The sequence below is a fragment of the Deinococcus aestuarii genome, from assembly GCF_018863415.1.
Lineage (GTDB): Bacteria > Deinococcota > Deinococci > Deinococcales > Deinococcaceae > Deinococcus > Deinococcus aestuarii.
The window spans coordinates 330,089-346,734 of sequence record NZ_JAHKSN010000001.1 but is presented as its reverse complement, the minus strand read 5'-3'; the positions used below and the strand labels follow the sequence as shown (position 1 = coordinate 346,734).

17 protein-coding genes are annotated in these 16,646 nt (G+C 73.0%); 10 read left to right on the top strand and 7 right to left on the bottom strand.

All coding sequences use genetic code 11. The annotated features are described in order from the left end of the window. Positions 1 to 98: 98 nt before the first annotated feature. The gene (locus IC605_RS01650; RefSeq protein WP_216318009.1) at positions 99 to 731 is read left to right on the top strand and encodes a superoxide dismutase; all 633 of its coding nucleotides are present in this window, start codon (positions 99 to 101) and stop codon (positions 729 to 731) included. 101 nt (positions 732 to 832) lie between these two features. On the opposite strand, the gene IC605_RS01645 is transcribed toward IC605_RS01650, so the two are convergent. The 3 genes from IC605_RS01645 to IC605_RS01635 all read right to left on the bottom strand — a co-directional run bounded on the left by IC605_RS01645 (position 833) and on the right by IC605_RS01635 (position 3,924). Next, on the bottom strand, positions 833 to 2,323 hold the full coding sequence (locus IC605_RS01645; protein ID WP_216318007.1) for a tripartite tricarboxylate transporter permease: 1,491 nt from the start codon (positions 2,321 to 2,323) through the stop codon (positions 833 to 835). Beyond that, entirely contained in the window at positions 2,324 to 2,863 is a 540-nt protein-coding gene (locus IC605_RS01640) for a tripartite tricarboxylate transporter TctB family protein (RefSeq protein ID WP_216318005.1), read from the bottom strand. It lies immediately after the preceding gene. 113 nt (positions 2,864 to 2,976) lie between these two features. Further along, a complete protein-coding gene (locus tag IC605_RS01635; RefSeq protein WP_216318003.1) occupies positions 2,977 to 3,924 on the bottom strand; it encodes a Bug family tripartite tricarboxylate transporter substrate binding protein in 948 nt (315 codons plus the stop codon). A 203-nt stretch (positions 3,925 to 4,127) separates the two neighbouring features. Between IC605_RS01635 and IC605_RS01630 the strand changes: the two genes are divergently transcribed. The 3 genes from IC605_RS01630 to IC605_RS01620 are packed head-to-tail and all read left to right on the top strand — an operon-like array spanning position 4,128 to position 7,371. Beyond that, complete coding sequence (locus IC605_RS01630) at positions 4,128 to 5,711, top strand: ATP-binding protein (RefSeq protein ID WP_216318001.1); 1,584 nt, start codon at positions 4,128 to 4,130, stop codon at positions 5,709 to 5,711. Then, complete coding sequence (locus IC605_RS01625) at positions 5,708 to 6,403, top strand: response regulator transcription factor (protein ID WP_216317999.1); 696 nt, start codon at positions 5,708 to 5,710, stop codon at positions 6,401 to 6,403. The genes IC605_RS01630 and IC605_RS01625 overlap by 4 nt, the downstream gene beginning before the upstream one ends. Positions 6,404 to 6,459: 56 nt before the next feature. After that, the gene (locus IC605_RS01620) at positions 6,460 to 7,371 is read left to right on the top strand and encodes a hypothetical protein (RefSeq protein ID WP_216317997.1); all 912 of its coding nucleotides are present in this window, start codon (positions 6,460 to 6,462) and stop codon (positions 7,369 to 7,371) included. Positions 7,372 to 7,407: 36 nt separating this feature from the next. On the opposite strand, the gene IC605_RS01615 is transcribed toward IC605_RS01620, so the two are convergent. Both IC605_RS01615 and IC605_RS01610 read right to left on the bottom strand, forming a co-directional pair. After that, entirely contained in the window at positions 7,408 to 7,815 is a 408-nt protein-coding gene (locus tag IC605_RS01615) for an inorganic diphosphatase (protein ID WP_216317995.1), read from the bottom strand. Beyond that, entirely contained in the window at positions 7,812 to 8,192 is a 381-nt protein-coding gene (locus IC605_RS01610; protein ID WP_216317993.1) for a hypothetical protein, read from the bottom strand. The genes IC605_RS01615 and IC605_RS01610 overlap by 4 nt, the downstream gene beginning before the upstream one ends. A 111-nt stretch (positions 8,193 to 8,303) precedes the next feature. Here IC605_RS01610 and IC605_RS01605 point away from each other — a divergent pair, with 111 nt between their 5' ends. Beyond that, entirely contained in the window at positions 8,304 to 9,023 is a 720-nt protein-coding gene (locus IC605_RS01605; RefSeq protein ID WP_216317991.1) for a class I SAM-dependent methyltransferase, read from the top strand. A gap of 48 nt (positions 9,024 to 9,071) precedes the next feature. Here the strand turns inward: IC605_RS01605 and IC605_RS01600 are convergent, their stop codons facing one another. Together IC605_RS01600 and IC605_RS01595 are read right to left on the bottom strand one after the other, a co-directional pair. After that, entirely contained in the window at positions 9,072 to 9,764 is a 693-nt protein-coding gene (locus IC605_RS01600; protein ID WP_216317989.1) for a 16S rRNA (uracil(1498)-N(3))-methyltransferase, read from the bottom strand. Further along, a complete protein-coding gene (locus tag IC605_RS01595) occupies positions 9,764 to 10,603 on the bottom strand; it encodes a 50S ribosomal protein L11 methyltransferase (protein ID WP_216317986.1) in 840 nt (279 codons plus the stop codon). Before IC605_RS01595 ends, IC605_RS01600 begins: the two co-directional genes overlap by 1 nt. 164 nt (positions 10,604 to 10,767) lie before the next feature. Here IC605_RS01595 and IC605_RS25345 point away from each other — a divergent pair, with 164 nt between their 5' ends. From IC605_RS25345 to IC605_RS01570, 5 genes are all read left to right on the top strand, one after another. Next, entirely contained in the window at positions 10,768 to 13,122 is a 2,355-nt protein-coding gene (locus IC605_RS25345; RefSeq protein ID WP_343216466.1) for an HD-GYP domain-containing protein, read from the top strand. Between the two features lie 70 nt (positions 13,123 to 13,192). Continuing rightward, positions 13,193 to 13,984 (top strand): pyrroline-5-carboxylate reductase, encoded by a 792-nt coding sequence (gene proC / locus IC605_RS01585; RefSeq protein WP_216317985.1) that lies wholly within the window; start codon positions 13,193 to 13,195, stop codon positions 13,982 to 13,984. 3 nt (positions 13,985 to 13,987) lie between these two features. After that, on the top strand, positions 13,988 to 14,827 hold the full coding sequence (locus IC605_RS01580) for a DUF5984 family protein (RefSeq protein WP_343216465.1): 840 nt from the start codon (positions 13,988 to 13,990) through the stop codon (positions 14,825 to 14,827). A gap of 55 nt (positions 14,828 to 14,882) precedes the next feature. After that, positions 14,883 to 15,632, top strand: a complete 750-nt coding sequence (locus IC605_RS01575; RefSeq protein WP_216317981.1) for a TSUP family transporter — start codon at positions 14,883 to 14,885, stop codon at positions 15,630 to 15,632. Between the two features lie 125 nt (positions 15,633 to 15,757). Further along, positions 15,758 to 16,585, top strand: coding sequence for a CAP domain-containing protein (locus IC605_RS01570; protein ID WP_343216464.1), 828 nt, complete (start codon positions 15,758 to 15,760; stop codon positions 16,583 to 16,585). The last annotated feature ends 61 nt before the right edge of the window (positions 16,586 to 16,646 follow it).

Here is a 16,646-nt window from a genome sequence, read left to right as displayed (position 1 = left end):
CCGGGCCTTCCCGGCTCATCAGGCGCGCGTAAGATGAGAGCCGCTCGCCGCCCCCGCCCACCGTGGGTGGGGGGTCCCGGCCCGAAAGGAGCACGCTCATGGCCTACCAGCTTCCCGACCTGCCCTACCCCGAAAACGCCCTGGAGCCCCACATCGACGCGCAGACGATGAACATCCACCGCACCAAGCACCACCAGACCTACGTGGACAACGCGAACAAGGCGCTGGAGGGCACGGGGATGGAGGACCTGCCCGTCGAGCAGCTCATCGCGCAGCTCGATCAGGTGCCCTCGGACAAGAAGAACGCCCTGCGCAACAATGCGGGCGGCCACGCCAACCACAGCCTCTTCTGGCAGATCATGACCCCGCAGGGGCAGGGCCAGCCGGGCGGCGAACTCGCGCAGGCCATCGAGCGGGCCTTCGGGTCGTTCGACGCTTTCAAGGAGAAGTTCGAGGACGCCGCCAAGACGCGCTTCGGCTCGGGTTGGGCGTGGCTGGTCGTGCGGCCCGGCGGGGAAGTCGCCGTCGTCTCCACCGCCAACCAGGACAACCCGCTGATGGGCGAGGGCGTGGCGGGCGTGAGCGGCACCCCGATCCTGGGCGTGGACGTGTGGGAGCACGCCTATTACCTGAACTACCAGAACAAGCGCCCCGACTACCTCAAGGCCTTCTGGAACGTCGTGAACTGGGACGAGGTGGCCCGCCGCTACGAGGGGGCGAAGGGCCAGTAAAGCAGAGTCAACAGGAAACCGCCCCCCGGCACATCCAGGCCGGGGGGCGGTTTCGTTTCCGTCTTGCGCTGACTGCTGAAAGCTGACGGCTGAGGGCTCCCTCACCCCCGCCGCGCCGCCCGCGCCCGCAGCACCGGGGGCAGGATCAAAGCGAGCGCCACGATGATCAGGATGAAGGCGGTCAGCGGTTGCCGCGCGAAGATGCTGAAGTCCCCGTTGCTCTGCTGGAGGGCGGTGCGGAACTGCGACTCTGCCGTCGGCCCCAGGATCACGCCGATGATCGCGGGCGTGACCGGGAAGTCGAAGCGGCGCATCCCGTACCCGATCACGCCGAAGAGGGCGAGCAGCAGCAGGTCGAAGACGCTGTTGTTCAGCGAGTACACGCCGACCGTCGAGAAGACCAGAATTCCGGCGTACAGGAACGGGCGCGGGATCAGCAGCAGCCGCGCCCACACCGGGGCGAGCGGCAGGTTCAGCGCCAGCAGCATCACGTTGCCGATATAGAGCGAGGCGATCAGGCCCCACACGAGGTCGGCGTTCGTGACGAAGAGCAGCGGCCCCGGTTGCAGCCCGTACTGCTGGAAGGCGGCGAGCAGGATCGCGGCGGTGGCGCTCGTGGGCAGGCCCAGGGTGAGCAGGGGCACCAGGACTCCGGCGGCGCTGGCGTTGTTGGCGGCTTCCGGCCCCGCGACGCCCTCGATGGCGCCCTTGCCGAACTCCTCGGGGTGCTTGGTCAGCCGCTTTTCCAGGGTGTAGCTCAGGAAGGTGGGAATCTCCGCGCCGCCCGCCGGGATCGCCCCGAAGGGAAAGCCCAGCGCCGTGCCGCGCAGCCAGGGCTTCCAACTGCGGCGCCAGTCCTGGCGGGTCATGGAAGCGCCCCCCTCCAGCTTGATCACACTGGCCTTGTCCCTGCGCAGGCGGCTGGCGACGTACAGCGTCTCCCCGATGGCGAACAGGCCGATGACGACGGTCACGAACTCGATGCCGTCGAGGAGTTCCGGGCGGCCCAGCGTGAACCTCGCCTGCCCGCTCTGGAGGTCGGTGCCGATCAGCCCGATGGAGAGGCCGAGAAAGAGGCTGGTGAGCCCGCGCAGGGGACTGCCGCCGAAGGTCGCGCTCACCGTCACGAAGGCGAGCAGGATCAGGGCGAACTTGGCGCTGGGCGGAATCTGCACCGCGACCTCCGCGATGGCGGGCGCGGCGAAGGTGAGCAGCATGGTCCCGATGGTGCCCGCCACGAAAGACCCGATGGCGGCGGTGGCGAGCGCGGCGGCGGCGCGGCCCCGGCGGGCCATCTTGTTGCCCTCCAGGGCCGTGATGATGGACGAGGATTCACCGGGCGTGTTCAGCAGAATCGAGGTCGTCGAGCCGCCGAACATCCCCCCGTAGTAGATGCCCGCGAACATGATGAAGGCGCTGACGGGCTCGAGGGCGTTCGTGACCGGCAGCAGCAGCGCGACCGTGAGCGCCGGGCCGATGCCGGGCAGCACCCCGACGAGCGTGCCCAGCGTGACGCCGACGAGCGCCCACAGGAGGTTCAGCGGCGTGAGCGCGGTCTCGAAGCCCGCGAACAGGGCGGTCAGGGCTTCCATCTAGATGATCCCCCTCAGCACGCCGGGCGGCAGGCTGAGCCCCAGACCCCGGGTGAAGACCTCGTAGGTGACGAGCGCCACGACGAGCGCCACCGCGAGCATGAGCAGGTAACGCCGCTCGCCGAACGCGTACGCCACCGTGAAGTACATCAGGGCCGTGCCGAACACGAAGCCCAGCGAGGGCAGCAGCACCGCGCCCAGCAGGAAGCCGCCCAGGATGATCGCGGGGGCCCCGAGGTTCACGGGCGCGCCCGGGTCGGTGTCCTCCTCGGCGGCGGGCTCGGCGCGCTCGCCCCGCAGGGCGTTCACGGTCAGGAGCGCCCCTAGGACGGTCATGCCGACACTCACGATGAGCGGGAAGACGCGCGGGCCGACGACCGCGTTGATGCCGAAGGGGATTTGCAGGGTGCCGATCAGGAGCGCCACGCCGAGCGCCGTCACGCCGAGGGCGACGAGGAGGTCGGGCACGCTGACGCCGCGCCTGCCCGCCGGGGAGGCTGGGGGCGCGGCGGGGTGGGCGGTGGGCGGAATGTCTGGCATGGGAAAACCTCCTCGGGGGGAACTCGCCTTCATTCTGGCGTCAGGCACCGGGCAAAAGGGGGGCGGGGCAGGTGACTTCTCTCCCCGCCCCGCCGGGTGCCCGCTGCCGGGGCTTACTTGACGAGCCCGATGTCCCGGAGGATGTTCTTCGTGCGGTTGGCCTCGACCTTGAGGTACACGTCGAACTTGCTGCCGCTGAGGTACAGGTCGGTCCACTTGCGCGTGGCGAGGGTGTCTTTCCACTCCTTGGAGGCGTGCATCTTGTCCATCGCAGCGACGAGGGCGGCCTTTTGCTCCGCGTTGATGCCGGGAGGGGCCACGATGCCGCGCCAGTTGGCGAGTTCGACGTTCAGGCCCTGCTCGCGGAAGGTGGGGGCCGGGATGCCCGCCTGCCGGCGGGGCGCGCTGATGCCCAGCGCCCGCAGCCGCCCCGCCTTGATCTGCGCCTCGAACTCGCCGTAGCCGGCCACGCCCGCCGCGACCTGGTTGCCGAGCACCGCCGCGAGCGTCTCGCCGCCGCCGCTGAAGGGGACGTAGTTCATCCGCCGGGGATCGACGCCCGCCGCCTTGGCGAGCAGGCCCACGAGCATGTGGTCGGTGCCGCCCGCGCTGCCGCCCGCAAAGGCCACCGAGCCGGGGTTCGCCTTCCACGCGGCGCTGAGGTCCGCCATCGTCTTGTAGGGGCTGTTCGTCGGCACGACCACGACCTCGTACTCGCCGGTCAGGCGGGCGATGGGCGTGACGCGCGAGAGGTCCACCTTGCTGGAGTTCGTCTGGATGGCCCCCACCATCACGAGGCCCATCGTCATCAGGAGGTTGGCGTCGCCCCTCGCGTTGTAGAGCTGCGCGAGGCCGATGGTGCCGCCCGCGCCGGGCACGTTGAACACCTGCACGGGCTTGGCGATGCTCTCGTTTTGGAGCACCGTCTGGACGGCGCGCGAGGTCTGGTCCCAGCCCCCGCCCGGGGCCGCCGGGGCCATGATGCGGAGGTTATTCAGGTTCTGGGCGGCGGCGAGGGGGGCCAGGGCCGTCAGCACGGCGAGGGACAGCGTTTTCTTCATACGTCCTCCGGGAGGGGGTGCGCGGCACGGGGCCACGCGGGTCTGGGCTGTAGTAGCGGTTTCCAGCCTACCTGAACGTCGGGGCGGACGCAAGCGTTTTTGCCGTCCAGTGCGCACTTTTTGGGGCGCGTTATTTACACGGCTGAACGCAATGCACGCAAAGGGGGGCGGGGTCCGGGCGGTCCCTAGAATGGGGGGAACGCATGGTGCGAAGTCTGCGCGTTCCGTCCCGTCTGGGCTTGCAGGGCCGCCTCGTGCGGCTGCACCTGCTGGTGTTGTGCGCGATGACGGCCGCGCTCGTGGGCGTGCAGACCGCCTACCTCTACACCCAGGCCCGCGAGCGGCTGGGCGAGCGGGCGATCACGACGAGCCGCCTCGTGGCGCGGCTGCCCATCGTCGTCCGGGGGGCGGAGGCCGGGGGGCCGAACCCGGCGCTCAACGCCCAGGTGGGCGCCCTGCGCGAGGGGGCGGAGGCGGATTTCATCGTCGTCGGGAACGTGCGGGGCATCCGGCTCTCGCACCCCGTGCCCGAGCGGCTGGGGCAGCCGATGGAGGGGGGGGACAACGGAGAACCCCTGGCGGGCCGGGAGGTCGTGAGCGTGGCGCGGGGCAGCCTCGGCGTGAGCGTGCGGGGCAAGGTCCCGGTGTGGGCAGACGGCGTGCCGGGCGGGCGGGTCGTCGGCGTGGTGAGCACGGGCTACCTGATGCCGCAGGCGTGGCACCTCGTCGCGCAGGCGCTGCTCAGCCTCGCCCCGTGGTTCCTGCTCGCCCTCGGGCTGGGCACGGTGGGGGCGGTGTGGACCGCGCGGCGGCTGCGGGCCTCCATTCTGAACCTCGAACCCGAGCAGATCGCCGCCCTGGTGGGCCAGCACCGGGCGGTCCTCGCGGCGCTGCGGGAGGGGGTGATCGCGGTGGACGCCCAGGGCTGCGTCACCCTCGCCAGCGACCGGGCGGGGGAGGGGCTGTCGCCGGGTGCCCAGGCGCCCTACCGCCTCTTTGCCGTGTGGCCCGAACTCGCCGCGCTGCCCGTGGTCCGGCAGCAGAACGTGGAACTGACCTTGAGAGGACAGCCCGTCCTCGTGAACGTGGAGCCGCTGGAGGGGGGAGGCTTCGTCGCCTCCTTCCGCGACCGGGCGGAGGCGCTGGCCCTGGCCGACGAACTCACCCACGCCCGCGGCTTCGTGGACGTGCTGCGGGCCCAGACGCACGAGTACCAGAACCGCCTGCACGTCCTGTCGGGCCTGCTGCAACTCGGGCGCCCGCAGGAGGCGCTGCGGCTGCTCAGCGCCGAGATCGAGGCGGACGCGCAGTTCCGCTCCCTGCTGCGCGACGTGCAGGTGCCCCGCCTCGTCGCCCTCCTCGCCGGGAAGCGCGAGCGGGCGCAGGAACTCGGGATCGACTTCCGGGTCGCCCAGGAAAGCGGCCTCTCGCCCGTCTGGGAGCGGCACGCCGACACGCTCGTCACCGCCGTGGGCAACCTCACCGAGAACGCCTTCGAGGCGCTGGGGGGGCGTCCCGGCACCGTCACCGTCTTGATCGGCGAGGACCCCGAGGGCGCGCAGATCGAGGTGCAGGACGACGGCCCCGGCATGCCCGAGGAACTGGCCGCCCGGCTCTTCACCCGGGGGGCGAGCAGCAAGGGGGAGGGGCGCGGCTACGGGCTGGCGGGGGTCTCGGCGCGGGTGTCGGCCCTCGGCGGCACGGTCCGCTACACCCGGCGCGGCGGGCGGACGGTCTTCCAGGTGAGCCTCCCGACGCCGGTCCACACCCCCCTGGAGCGCGTGTGACGCGGGTGCGGGTGCTGCTCGTCGAGGACGACCTGCGGGTCGCGCGGGTGAACCGTGACCTCCTGGAGCGCGACCCCGACGTGCACGTGGTCGGCAGCGCGGCGACGCTCGCGCAGGGGGACGCCCTGGCGCAGGCGCTCGCCCCCGACCTGATCCTGCTCGACGTGTACCTGCCCGACGGAAGCGGGCTGGGCCTGCTGCGCCACTGGCGGGCCCAGGGCCGCACGACCGACGTGGCCCTGATCACCGCCGCCGATGACGAGGCCTCGGTCCGCACGGCCCTGGCGCAGGGGGCCTTCGACTACCTGATCAAGCCCTTCACGGGGGCGCGGCTCGCGGAGGTGGTCGCCCGGCACCGCGCCCGCCGCACCGCGCGGGGAACCCTCGACCAGGCCCACCTCGACCGCCTGCTCGGGGCGGGAACCGGGCCGGGCGCCCCCGAGCCGCTGCCGCGCGGAATCGACCCCCACACGCTGGAGCGGGTGGCGCAGGTCCTCACGGGGGCGCCGGGGGCCCTGAGCGCCGAGGAGGTCGGCGACCGCACGCAGCTCTCGCGGGTGACCGCGTGGCGTTACCTCGAACACCTCGTGCGGGTGGGGCGGGCGAGCCTCGACCACCAGTACGGGCTCGCCGGTCGGCCCGCCAAGCTCTACCGGGCCCGCCCCGACGACCCCCCTGCCGGGGGCGGCTAGACGAGGCACGCCCCGGCCCACGGTCTCGCCCCGCGCGCTGCCTAGACTGGGCGCCGATGCCCCCGGCCCGCCTCCTCGCCCCCCTGCTCACGCTGGCGGTCACGCTCGCGGGCTGCGCGCCCGTGACGGTGCGGCCCGCCCGGGCGCCCGCCCTCGACCTGAGCGGTCCGGTGCCCGACGTGGTGATCCTGAGCGTGTCGGGGCGGTGTGCCCCCCCCTGCCTCCCCCCGCGCGACAACTGGGACTACCTCACCTCGCGGGGCACGGTGGATCTGCTCGCGGACGCCATCGCGGGGGTGGGCTACCGGGTGCAGGTCGCCGGGTACGCCTCGAACGCCGCCGCGACCTACGTTTCCCGGCAGGCGCGGGCCGAGCAGCGGGGGTACGCGGCGCTGGCGGCGGACTTCGCCCGGATGCGGGAGGTCTGGCTGGAGAAGCCCCGCCCGCCCCGGCTCGTGCTGCTGGGGCACTCGCAGGGAGTGGCGTGGCTGCACCACCTCGCCCGCGTGAACCCGGACGTGCCCTTTGCGCTCCAGATCGACCTCGACGGCATCTGCGCGGCGTGGCGCTCCGATCACGGCGCCGCCCTGCGCGCCCAGCCCCCGGGGACGAGCGGCACGCCCTCCGCCCTGACCGCCTGCGACCTCGTGCGGGTGCCGGGCCGCACCCTGCGGAACAAGGACGTCGTGTGGCCGAACGTGGCCCGCCACCTCGAAGTCCTGAGCAAGCGCCTCCCCGCCCGCGCCAGCGAGAGCGGCGGTTACCTCCTGAACTACCTCTTCGACCCCACCCGCAACGCCCGCCCCGACGGGAGCACGCGCGGCCTCGAGGTGTTCGTCTCGGGGCGTGAGGACCACAGCGCCGTCTCGTACCCCAACAGCGACGCCCTCGCGTGGGCGGCGGGCCGGACCGTCCGGCTCGCGCAGGACTGGAAGCGGGCGGACGCGGGGCTCGCGGGGCTGAATTAGGAGCGTCCAGCGCCCAGCTTCCAGACGCAAGCGAGGTCAGCGGGGGTGGCTCAGGGTCGTTTCCCGATCCGCCAGGGACGCCAGCCACGCCGCCGCGTCCCCCGGGCCGAGGAGCCGCGCCCCGCGTTCCGGGGGAAACCAGGCGAGGAGGGCGGCCACCTCGCCCGCCGCCGCCAGCCCGAAGACGACCTTGTGGTCCCCGTCGGCCAGATGGAGCAGGCCGGAAGGGGCGGCGCTCACGCGCTGGCCCACGGGACGCGGTTCGCCCATCCACACGGCGTCCACCTCGGCCCCATCGGCGGGGTTGAGGGTTCCGGGCAGGCAGCCGTAGTTGACGGGGGCGGGCCGCGCCTCCCGGCGCAGGGGCACGACCTCCCGCCCGCGCAGGACGAACCGTTCCAGCTCGCCGCGCGGCCACTCGACGATGCCGACGACCTCCCTCACGGCTGCACCTCGTACAGCTCGACCTGCCGCAGCACATTGCCGCCGAAGGAGATCACCGCCCGGAAGGCGCCGGGGTCGGGGGCGTCGAGCCGGAAGGTCGCCTCGCGCTGCGCCGGGTCGAGGTACACGCTGTCGCGTCCGAGTTCGCGCGCCCCGTCGAACCACACGACGCCCAGGTAGCCCGGCGTGAACTGCCCGTCCACCCGCGCCCGCAGCACGAGGGCGTCCCCGTCGCGCTCCAGGGTCGCCGCCGTCACCCGCGTGGGCAGCGTGACCTGGACGGGCGCGGGCACCACGGGCAAGAAGGCGTAGCGGCAGCCGGAGAGGGCGGGCGCGAGCAGGCACGCCAGCAGCAGGAGGCGGGTGGGGCGGGGCATGGGGGGATTGTAGGAGGCGGGGGTGAGAGGGGTCAGGGTCGGTCCGGCCGTCCACCGCGGGGCGACCGGGGAAAATGTCGTTCCCACACGCGGAAAAGCTACGATGGCGAGGTGCGTGTGGCGACCCTGGATCAACTCCTGAGCACCCTCGACCGGCTGTTTGGCGACGGCTCGGACCTGACCAGGCGGGAGCCGGGTGATCCCTGGGCCCGGATCTTCAGCCAGCCGGATCATCCCCTGAAGACCGACCTGCCCGACGCGAATCTGGTGGTCTGGAGCAGGCGTGGTCTCCTGCCGGGCGGCGAGGGGAGGGCGGCGCTCGACATCGGCTGTGGCCTGGGCCGGAATACCCGCTGGCTGGCGCGTCAGGGCTACCGCGCGACCGGCATCGACCTTTCGCCCCACGCGGTGAGCCGGGCACGGGAACGGTCTTCCGGCGTCGGCGCCTCTTTCGCCGAGTGCGACGTTCTCCGGGAAGAGATTCCGGGAGGCCCGTTCGATCTCGTCTACGACTCCGGGTGCTTCCATCACCTCCCGCCGCACCGGAGGTTGTCGTACCTGGGCGCCCTGGCGGCGTGTCTGCGGCCCGGCGGGCTCTTCGGAATCTGCACGTTCGCCCCGGGCAGGATGGGCACGGAGGCCGACGACCTGACGCTCCTGAGACAGGGGAGGCTCGAAGGGGGCATCGCGTACAGCCCGGCCGACCTGCGCGCGGTGTTCGCTTCCCTGGAGCTTCTCGACAGTGGCCCGATGCCTTCCCCCGACCAGGAAACGGGGGCCGTGTTCTCGATGGATTTTCTCAACGTCGCCCTGTTCCGTCGTCCCGGGTGACGCGGGTGGGGGTCGCCGCCGGACGGGGACGAGCCCGCCGACTCCCCCTCACACCCCCGTCGCCACCAGCGCCCCCAGCAGCGCCAGCGGGGCCGTCTCCGCGCGCAGGATGCGGGGGCCGAGGGTGACCGCGAGCGCGCCGCGTGCCTCCAGGGCGGCGACCTCCGCGTCCGAGAGCCCGCCCTCGGGGCCGGTGAGGAGGGTCACGGGCGCGTCCCAGCTCAGGTGGTCGGTCAGGCGCGCCGCAGCACCGGGCTGCGCGACGAAGAGGCGGCCCTCCCACCTCCAGTCCGCGAGGGGGACGGGGGAGAGGACCTCGGGCGTGACGGCGCGGCGCGACTGTCTGCTCGCCTCCCCGGCGACGCGGCGCAGCCTCTGGAGCTTCTGGTCCCCGATCTCGCGGGCGTCGGCGTGGCGGGTGACCACGAGCTGCACGCGCGAGGCACCGAGTTCGGTGGCGGCCCGCACCACGTCGGCGAGCTTGTCCCCCTTGAGGAGCGGCGCGGCGAGGGTCACGGGCTGCGGCGTCTCGGCGGCGCCCACGAGGCGCTCACCCAGCGTCAGCACGGCCCGCGCGTCGTCCAGCAGGGTTACCGTCGCCGCGGCCTCGGCGCCCCGGCCGTCGAACACGCGCACCGGGTCGCCCTCGCGCAGCCGCAGGACGTGGAGGTGCCGCGCCTCGCGGGGACCGAGCGTCATCTCGGGGGTCAGGGCGTCCACCCGGACGCGGTGGGGGGCCATCAGCGTGCGGGGGCGCGGGCGGTGACGAGCGCCCACTCGCCGTCGAGCGTCTCGCGCACGCCCGTGAAGTCCTCGCGGGCGAGTGCGTCCCGCACGAGGGGGAGCCTCGCGGTCAGGATGCCGGTCAGCACCAAGGGCGCCCCGGGCCGCACCTCGGCGGCGTAGGCCCCGGCGAGGAGGTCGTGCAGCTCGGCGTACAGGTTGGCGACGAGCACGTCGTAGGTGTCCACCCCCTCCTCCGGAAAGGTGAGCGGACCCTCGCCCAGCGTGCCCTCCTCGAAGCGGACGCGCCCCGCCGGGACCCCGTTGACCACGGCATTTTCCCTGGCAATCGGGATGGTAATGGGGTCGATGTCCACCCCCAGGGCGAAGCGCGCGCCCAGCAGCGCCGCCGCGATGGCGAGCACGCCGCTCCCGGTGCCCACGTCGAGCACCCGCGCCCCCGTCCCGTTCGGCCCCAGCCCCGCCAGCTTCAGCCCCGACAGCGCCTCCACCGCCAGCCGCGTCGTCTCGTGGTGCCCCGTCCCGAAGGCCATGCCGGGCTCGATGACCAGGGGAAGCTGGCCCGGTTCCACCTCGCCCCGCAGCCACGGCGGCACGATGGTCACGCGGCCCGCCCGCACCGGGCGCAGGGTGCGCCTGAATTCCGCCTGCCAGTCCTGGTCGGCCTCCTCGCGCCACTCGCCGTCCGCGACGGGACCGGGCAGCTCGGCTGGCGCGGCGAAGTAGGCGCGGATGGTGCCCGCACGCTCCTCCAGGCCGGTGGCGCCCGCCTCCCACAGCAGGTCGAGGTCGGCTTCGCGGGTGTCCAGGGTGCCGGGCAGGTGGTACACGAGCATGGGCCGAGTGTAGTGCGGGCGCGGGCAGCAGGAGGTGGCGACCGGACATGACCGCTTGGCAACTGGGGACGTTCGTGATGCAATTGCCCGTGACCGAATACTTCTAACGTGGGAACGTGAAATAGTCCCCAAAAGGGCGCCCTGCCCGGAAGAGGAACGCCCCTGTGAAGCCCAGCCGAGTCAACGCCCCCGCCGTCACCCCGTCGAGTTCCCGGGCCGCCCGCCCCCGGGGAAGGGGGGGCCTCGGCCTGCCGGGCGGGGAGCCCGCGGGCGAGGCTCCTCCTGCCTTCCCCGCCCGGGTGTCGCCCGGCAGCGTGCGGCTGCGCTGGCGGCAAAGCGGCACCCTGACCCTGCACGCGGACTCCCCGGCCCAGGCCCGCGCGGCGCTGGCGTGGCTGCCCGACCTCACCGAGCCCGGCCTCACCCGCGCCTTTCTGACCGGCTTCGCCCGCTTGCCGGGGGGCGTCCTGCCGGGGCTGCGGCTGCCCGGCCTGCACCGCCGGGCCCCGAGCGCCGCCCTCCTCCTGGATCCCGACCGACCCGACGAGCTGCGGCTGTGCTGGCCCGCGCCGCCCTCGCCGGGCGTGCCCAACCCGCCACCGCCTGCCCCCGTGTTCGTCCCCCCGGCCCTGCTGGGCTGGCTGGCCCTGCCCTTCGCCGAGGCGCTGCACGCCGCCGCCGGGTGGCTCGCGCGGGATGGCGGGCGGGTGCGCCTGCGGCTGAGTGACGGCACGGCGCTGCACACCGTCCACCTCGGCTGGCAGGAGGGCGGGGGGGCGGGTTCGCTCTCGCTGCCCGTGCTGGACGGCGACACGCTCTGCGGCCGGGTGGAGTGGCACGGACGCCTCACCCCCCCGGTGCGGGGGGACGCCGTGGCCGCCGCGCAGCTTCTGGCGCACGTCTCGCGGCAGGCGCGCGAGCGGGGCGAGGCCGAGCGCCGGGCCCGGGCCGGACGCCTCGCCGCCGAGCTGCACCGCCAACTGCTCGCCCTCGCCACCCGCGCCGCCCTTCCCGACGCGCCCCTGCACGCCGCCATGCGCCTGCTGGGCGCGAGCGGCGCCGCCCTCGTGGCCGTCGAGGCCGGGGCGGAGGGCGAGCCGGGGCGGGGAGGGGCGGATGACCCCTTCCCCGGCGAGCTGGTGACCATCGGCAGCCTGAGCGAGGCGTCGGTGCGCGCTCAGGTGCGCCCCTCGCTGCTGCGCCGCCTCGCCGCCGGCCCCGACCCCACCCCGTACCTGCTGTCCCTGCCCGGGTGGCAAAGCGAGCGGGGATTTTTGCTCGTGGTGCCGCTGGGCGCCGCCGGGCCGCTGCGGGGGGCGTGGGTCTTCGCGTGCCCGTACCAGCCCCACCGCCCCGGGACCGAGGGGTGGGCGGCCCTGCTCGACGCGGCCCGGCACCCCGCCCTGCTCCAGAGCCTGGGCCCCGACGCCCCCCGCGGCGAGGGGGGCCAGCGCACGGCCGCCAGTCTCCTGCGCAGCCTGGGCGAGACGGACGTGTCCTCGGCCCTCGCCGAGCGCGGCCTGAGCCACCTGATCGGCGGGGGCGGCGCGGAGGCGGGCGCCTACCTGACCGTGCGCGGCACGCCGGGCCTCAGGCCGGGCGCGGGCGAGGTCTCGACCCTGGTGCAGGTCGGCGGGGGCGAGAGCGGGGGCGGCCTGCCCCCCCTGCGCGTGCCGCCCGAGATGGTGCGCCGGGTGACCCGGGGGGGCGAGCCCCTCTCGCTGACCTCGCCCCACCCGCTGCTGCCGACGCCGCTGACGAGCGCGCTGCTGACCCCGGTGCAGGGGGCCGGGGGGACGACGGGCGTGCTCGCGCTGCTCGACACCCGCGCTGGAGCGCAGCCCGCGCCCGAGACGCCGGGCCTGCTCGCCCTGCTCGCCGAGCGGGTGGGGCAGGCCGCCGAGCGGCAGGCGGCGCTGCGGACCCTGGCGCACACCCGCGAGCAGGCCTTCCACGTCCTGGGCAAGGTGCTCGAGTACCGTTCCTACGAGACCAAGGGCCACACCGACCGGGTGACGGCCCTCGCCCTGCGGCTGGGCACCCACCTCGACCTGGAGTACGGCGACCTCGCGCACCTGCGCTGGGGCGCGTACCTGCACGACCTCGGCAAGATCGCCATTCCCGACGCGGTGCTGCTCAAGCGCGGGCCGCTGACCCCCATCGAGCGCGAACTGATGCGCGGGCACGTCACCATCGGCGAATTCATCCTGCGCGAGCAGGGCTTCGTGCCGGGCGAGGTGCTGGAGGTCGTGCGCCACCACCACGAGCGCTGGGACGGGCGCGGTTACCCCGACGGGTTGCGCGGCGAGGAGATTCCCCTGCTCGCCCGGCTCTTCACGGTCGTGGACGTGTACGACGCCCTCACGAGCGAGCGCCCATACAAGCCGTCGTGGACCCACGAGGACGCCCTTGCCGAGCTGCGCCGCATGGCGGGCAGGCACCTCGACCCGGAGTTGCTGGAAGCGTTTCTCACCCTGACCGAGCTGCCCGGCGAGGGCACCCCCTCCCTCCCGGCCTGACCGGGCGCGGCGCGGGTCCGGGTAGGCAAGGGGTGGGCGGCCCCCACGGCCCCCCTCCTATACTCCCCGCATGAGACTCGCCATCGTCGGCGTCGGCAAACTCGGCCTCGCGCTTCTGGAGGGGGTCACGTCGCGCGGCGTGCTGCATCCCGGTGACATCGGCCTGCTCGACGCCAACGCCTCCCGCGCCGCCGACCTCGCCGCCCGCACGGGAGCCCGCGTCGTCACCCGCGCCGACCTCGCGGGCGCCGAGCGCATCCTGGTGAGCGTGCAGCCGCGCGTCTTTCCCGAGATCAGCGAGTGGCTCGCCCAGGAGAGCGCGGGCTACATCAGCACGATGGCGGGGGTCAGCACCGCCACCCTCACCCGCAGACTCGGCACCCGGCGCGTCGTCCGGGTAATGCCCAACCTCGCCGCCACCATCGGCCGCAGCCAGACCGCGATCACCGCCCCCCGCGAGGCCGAGGACGCCGGGGACCTCGCCTTCGCCCGGACGCTTTTCGGCTCGGTGGGCGACGCCTACGACCTCCCCGAACACCTCTTCAACGCCTTCACCGGCATGAGCGCCTCGGGCCCCGCCTACGCCGCCGTCGTCGCCGAGGCGCTCGCGGACGGCGGTGTCCGCATGGGCTTGCCCCGTCCCCTCGCCCACGAACTCGCCGCCAAGCTCCTCGTCGCCAGCGGGGAGTTGCTGCAACAGCGGGCGCACCCCGGCCTCCTCAAGGACGAGGTGTCGAGCCCGGGCGGCACCACGATTGCCGGGCTGGAGGCCTTGGAGGTCGCGGGGGTGCGCGGCGCGTTCATGCGGGCAGTCGTGGCGGCGACGCGGCGGGGGAGCGAGCTGGGGAAGGATCAGGAGTAGGGGTTGCAGGAAAGACCCGCGTTGTTCCAATACCGTCTTGAACAGCTTCCCGCTCTGCTGGCTCGGTGGGAGGCGCATGGGCTCGACGTGACCGAGCCGTTGCGGAATTGGTCCATGCTCACGACCGGGCGATACTGGGTGAAGACGGAAGCCGGTGCCGTTCCGCGTGTGCATTCGAACGCCTGGGGCACGGAGGCCGAGATCATGGAGGACCGGGTGGTCCACTTCTGGGACGAGTTCTCGGAAGCCCTGCCCGCGATCCTGGAGCCTGTCCCCGAGCCCTTCGCAACCTGGCTCTCCTCGGGCGTCTGGGACAGGTGGCTGCACCAAATTCAGGCCCTGTGGCGAGCCCAAAATGACTGGGCGTCGGCGAAATCACAGAGCGTGATCTCCAAACTGATCGCGGTGAACGGGTGGCGCAGGATGCGAACGGTGGACGTGGGGTACGGATTCCACGACTCCCAAGGCAACACCCCGGTTCTTCGGTTCTGGCGGGTTCGGAACACGGTGACCCTGGAATGGCAAACACCTCCGCCCATCGAGAACGAACGGCCCACCTGGGTGCATAGCTTCGGCCAACAACAATTCTCCCTTTCTCCCTTCCTCCACGAGGTCGAGGATTTCCGGGAGCGGCTGAGGACAGAGATGCGCGGGCGTGTGCGGGAAGTTGCGGCGCTGGGACGACTGACGCAAACGCAGATGGCGGTCCTCAAGTGGCAGGGCGGTAGGGCATTTGGACGGTTGGACCTCCCGCCCAGGACAGATTGGACGAGGGTAGAGGCCACCGTTTCGGAATTGGAAAGTCTTTTTGGGCTGGGGGTGGGTCAACTCCCCTCCGGCTAGCCGCAGCCTCCCCGTTGGCGTCCATCTCCCCCCACCCTGCGCCATACTTCCCCCCGTGCCCGGTCCCGAAGTCCTCCTCTACGGCCTCCCGCTCGCCTTTCTCGCCGGGTTCATCGACGCCATCGCGGGGGGCGGCGGCACGATCACGCTGCCCACGCTGTTTTTCATGGGCCTCTCGCCCGCGCAGACGGTGGCGACGAACAAGCTCCTCGCCATCTTCGGCTCGGGCAGCGCGACGGTGCAGTACTGGCGCAAGGGACACGTCGAGCGCGCGCTCGTGGGGCGGCTGATCCCGCTCGCCCTGATCGGGAGCGCGCTGGGCGCCTTCCTCGTGCGCTTCGTGGACCCGGACGCCTTCCGCACCCTCATCGGCGTGGTGATCCTCGGCGTGGGGACGCTCGTGCTGGTGAACAAACGCTTCGGGCTGGAGAACCGTTACCCCGGCCTGACCGCCCGCACCCTGGCCCTGACCCTGCCCGGCGCGTTCGTGATCGGCGTGTACGACGGCTTCCTGGGGCCGGGCACGGGCACCTTCCTGATGTTTCTCTTCGCGCTGGCGGGTTTCAACCTCGTGCGGGCGAGCGGCAACGCGCGCACGATCAACTTCGCCACCAACCTGGGGGCTTTCCTCTTCTTCCTGATCGGGGGGCAGATGGTCTGGTGGATCGGCCTGCCGATGGGCGTGGCGAACGCCGCCGGGGCCTTCGTGGGCGCCCGCATGGCGATGTTGCGCGGCAGCGGCTTCGTGAAGGTGGTGTACGCGGGCATCGTGCTGCTCGTGGCGGCGCGGCTGCTGACGCAGTAGGGCCCGCCGGTCCCCCCCCCCCCCCCCCTCGCTTCCCCCGCCGACGTGCCCCCTCATGAGGGATCCCGGCGAAACCTCAGTCAGAACTCATGCCCGAAGCTGACGGGATCATTACCCTTGCGGGCGTGCGATCCAAGCTTTTCCTGACCCTGCTGTGCTCGACCCCCCTGCTCCTGGCCGCCTGCGGACGGACCGACAGCCCCACGGCGGCGGGCGGCGCCCAGCCGGGCCTGAGCCTGTCGGCGGGGGTCGCCGCGCTCGCCACCGCCCCCGTGAACCTCACGGTCGGGCAGACCACCCGGCTCGCCGTCTACTACGGCGGCCAGCCCGTCACGCCCGCCCTCGTGACCTGGACGAGCCGCAACCCCGCGGTGGCGACGGTGGATCAATCCGGCCTGGTCACCGCCCGGGGAGCGGGGACGACCACCGTCCGCGTCGCGCTGCGGAGCAACTCCGCCGTCTTCCTCGACTTCACGGTCAACGTGACGGGCGCGGCGACGGCCCCGGCGCCCACGGCTCCGGCCCCGAGCACGGGCTCCTCGGCCTTCGAGGGGCGCGTCCTCGAACTCACCAACCAGGCCCGCGCCCAGGCCCGTACCTGCGGCACCCAGTCCTTCCCGGCGGCGGCGCCCCTGGCCTACAACGACGCGTTGCGCACCGCCGCCTACAACCACTCGAAGGACATGGCGACCCGCAACTTCTTCGCCCATACCAACCCCGACGGGCAAAGCCCCTTCGACCGGATGCGCGCCGCCGGGTACACGGGCTTTGCGGCGGCGGCGGAGAACATCGCCGCCGGGCAGGCCACCCCAGAGGCGGTCGTCGCCGGGTGGCTCCAGAGCCCCGGCCACTGCGCCAACATCATGAACGCGGCGTACCGCGACCTCGGCGTCGGGTACTACGCGGGCGGGGGTTACGGCCACTATTGGACCCAGAACTTCGGTCGGCGCTGAGGGGAGGCGGCCCGAGCCTGCCCTTGCCCGACGGCCCAGGAGAAAGCCCCCGCGCGTGTCG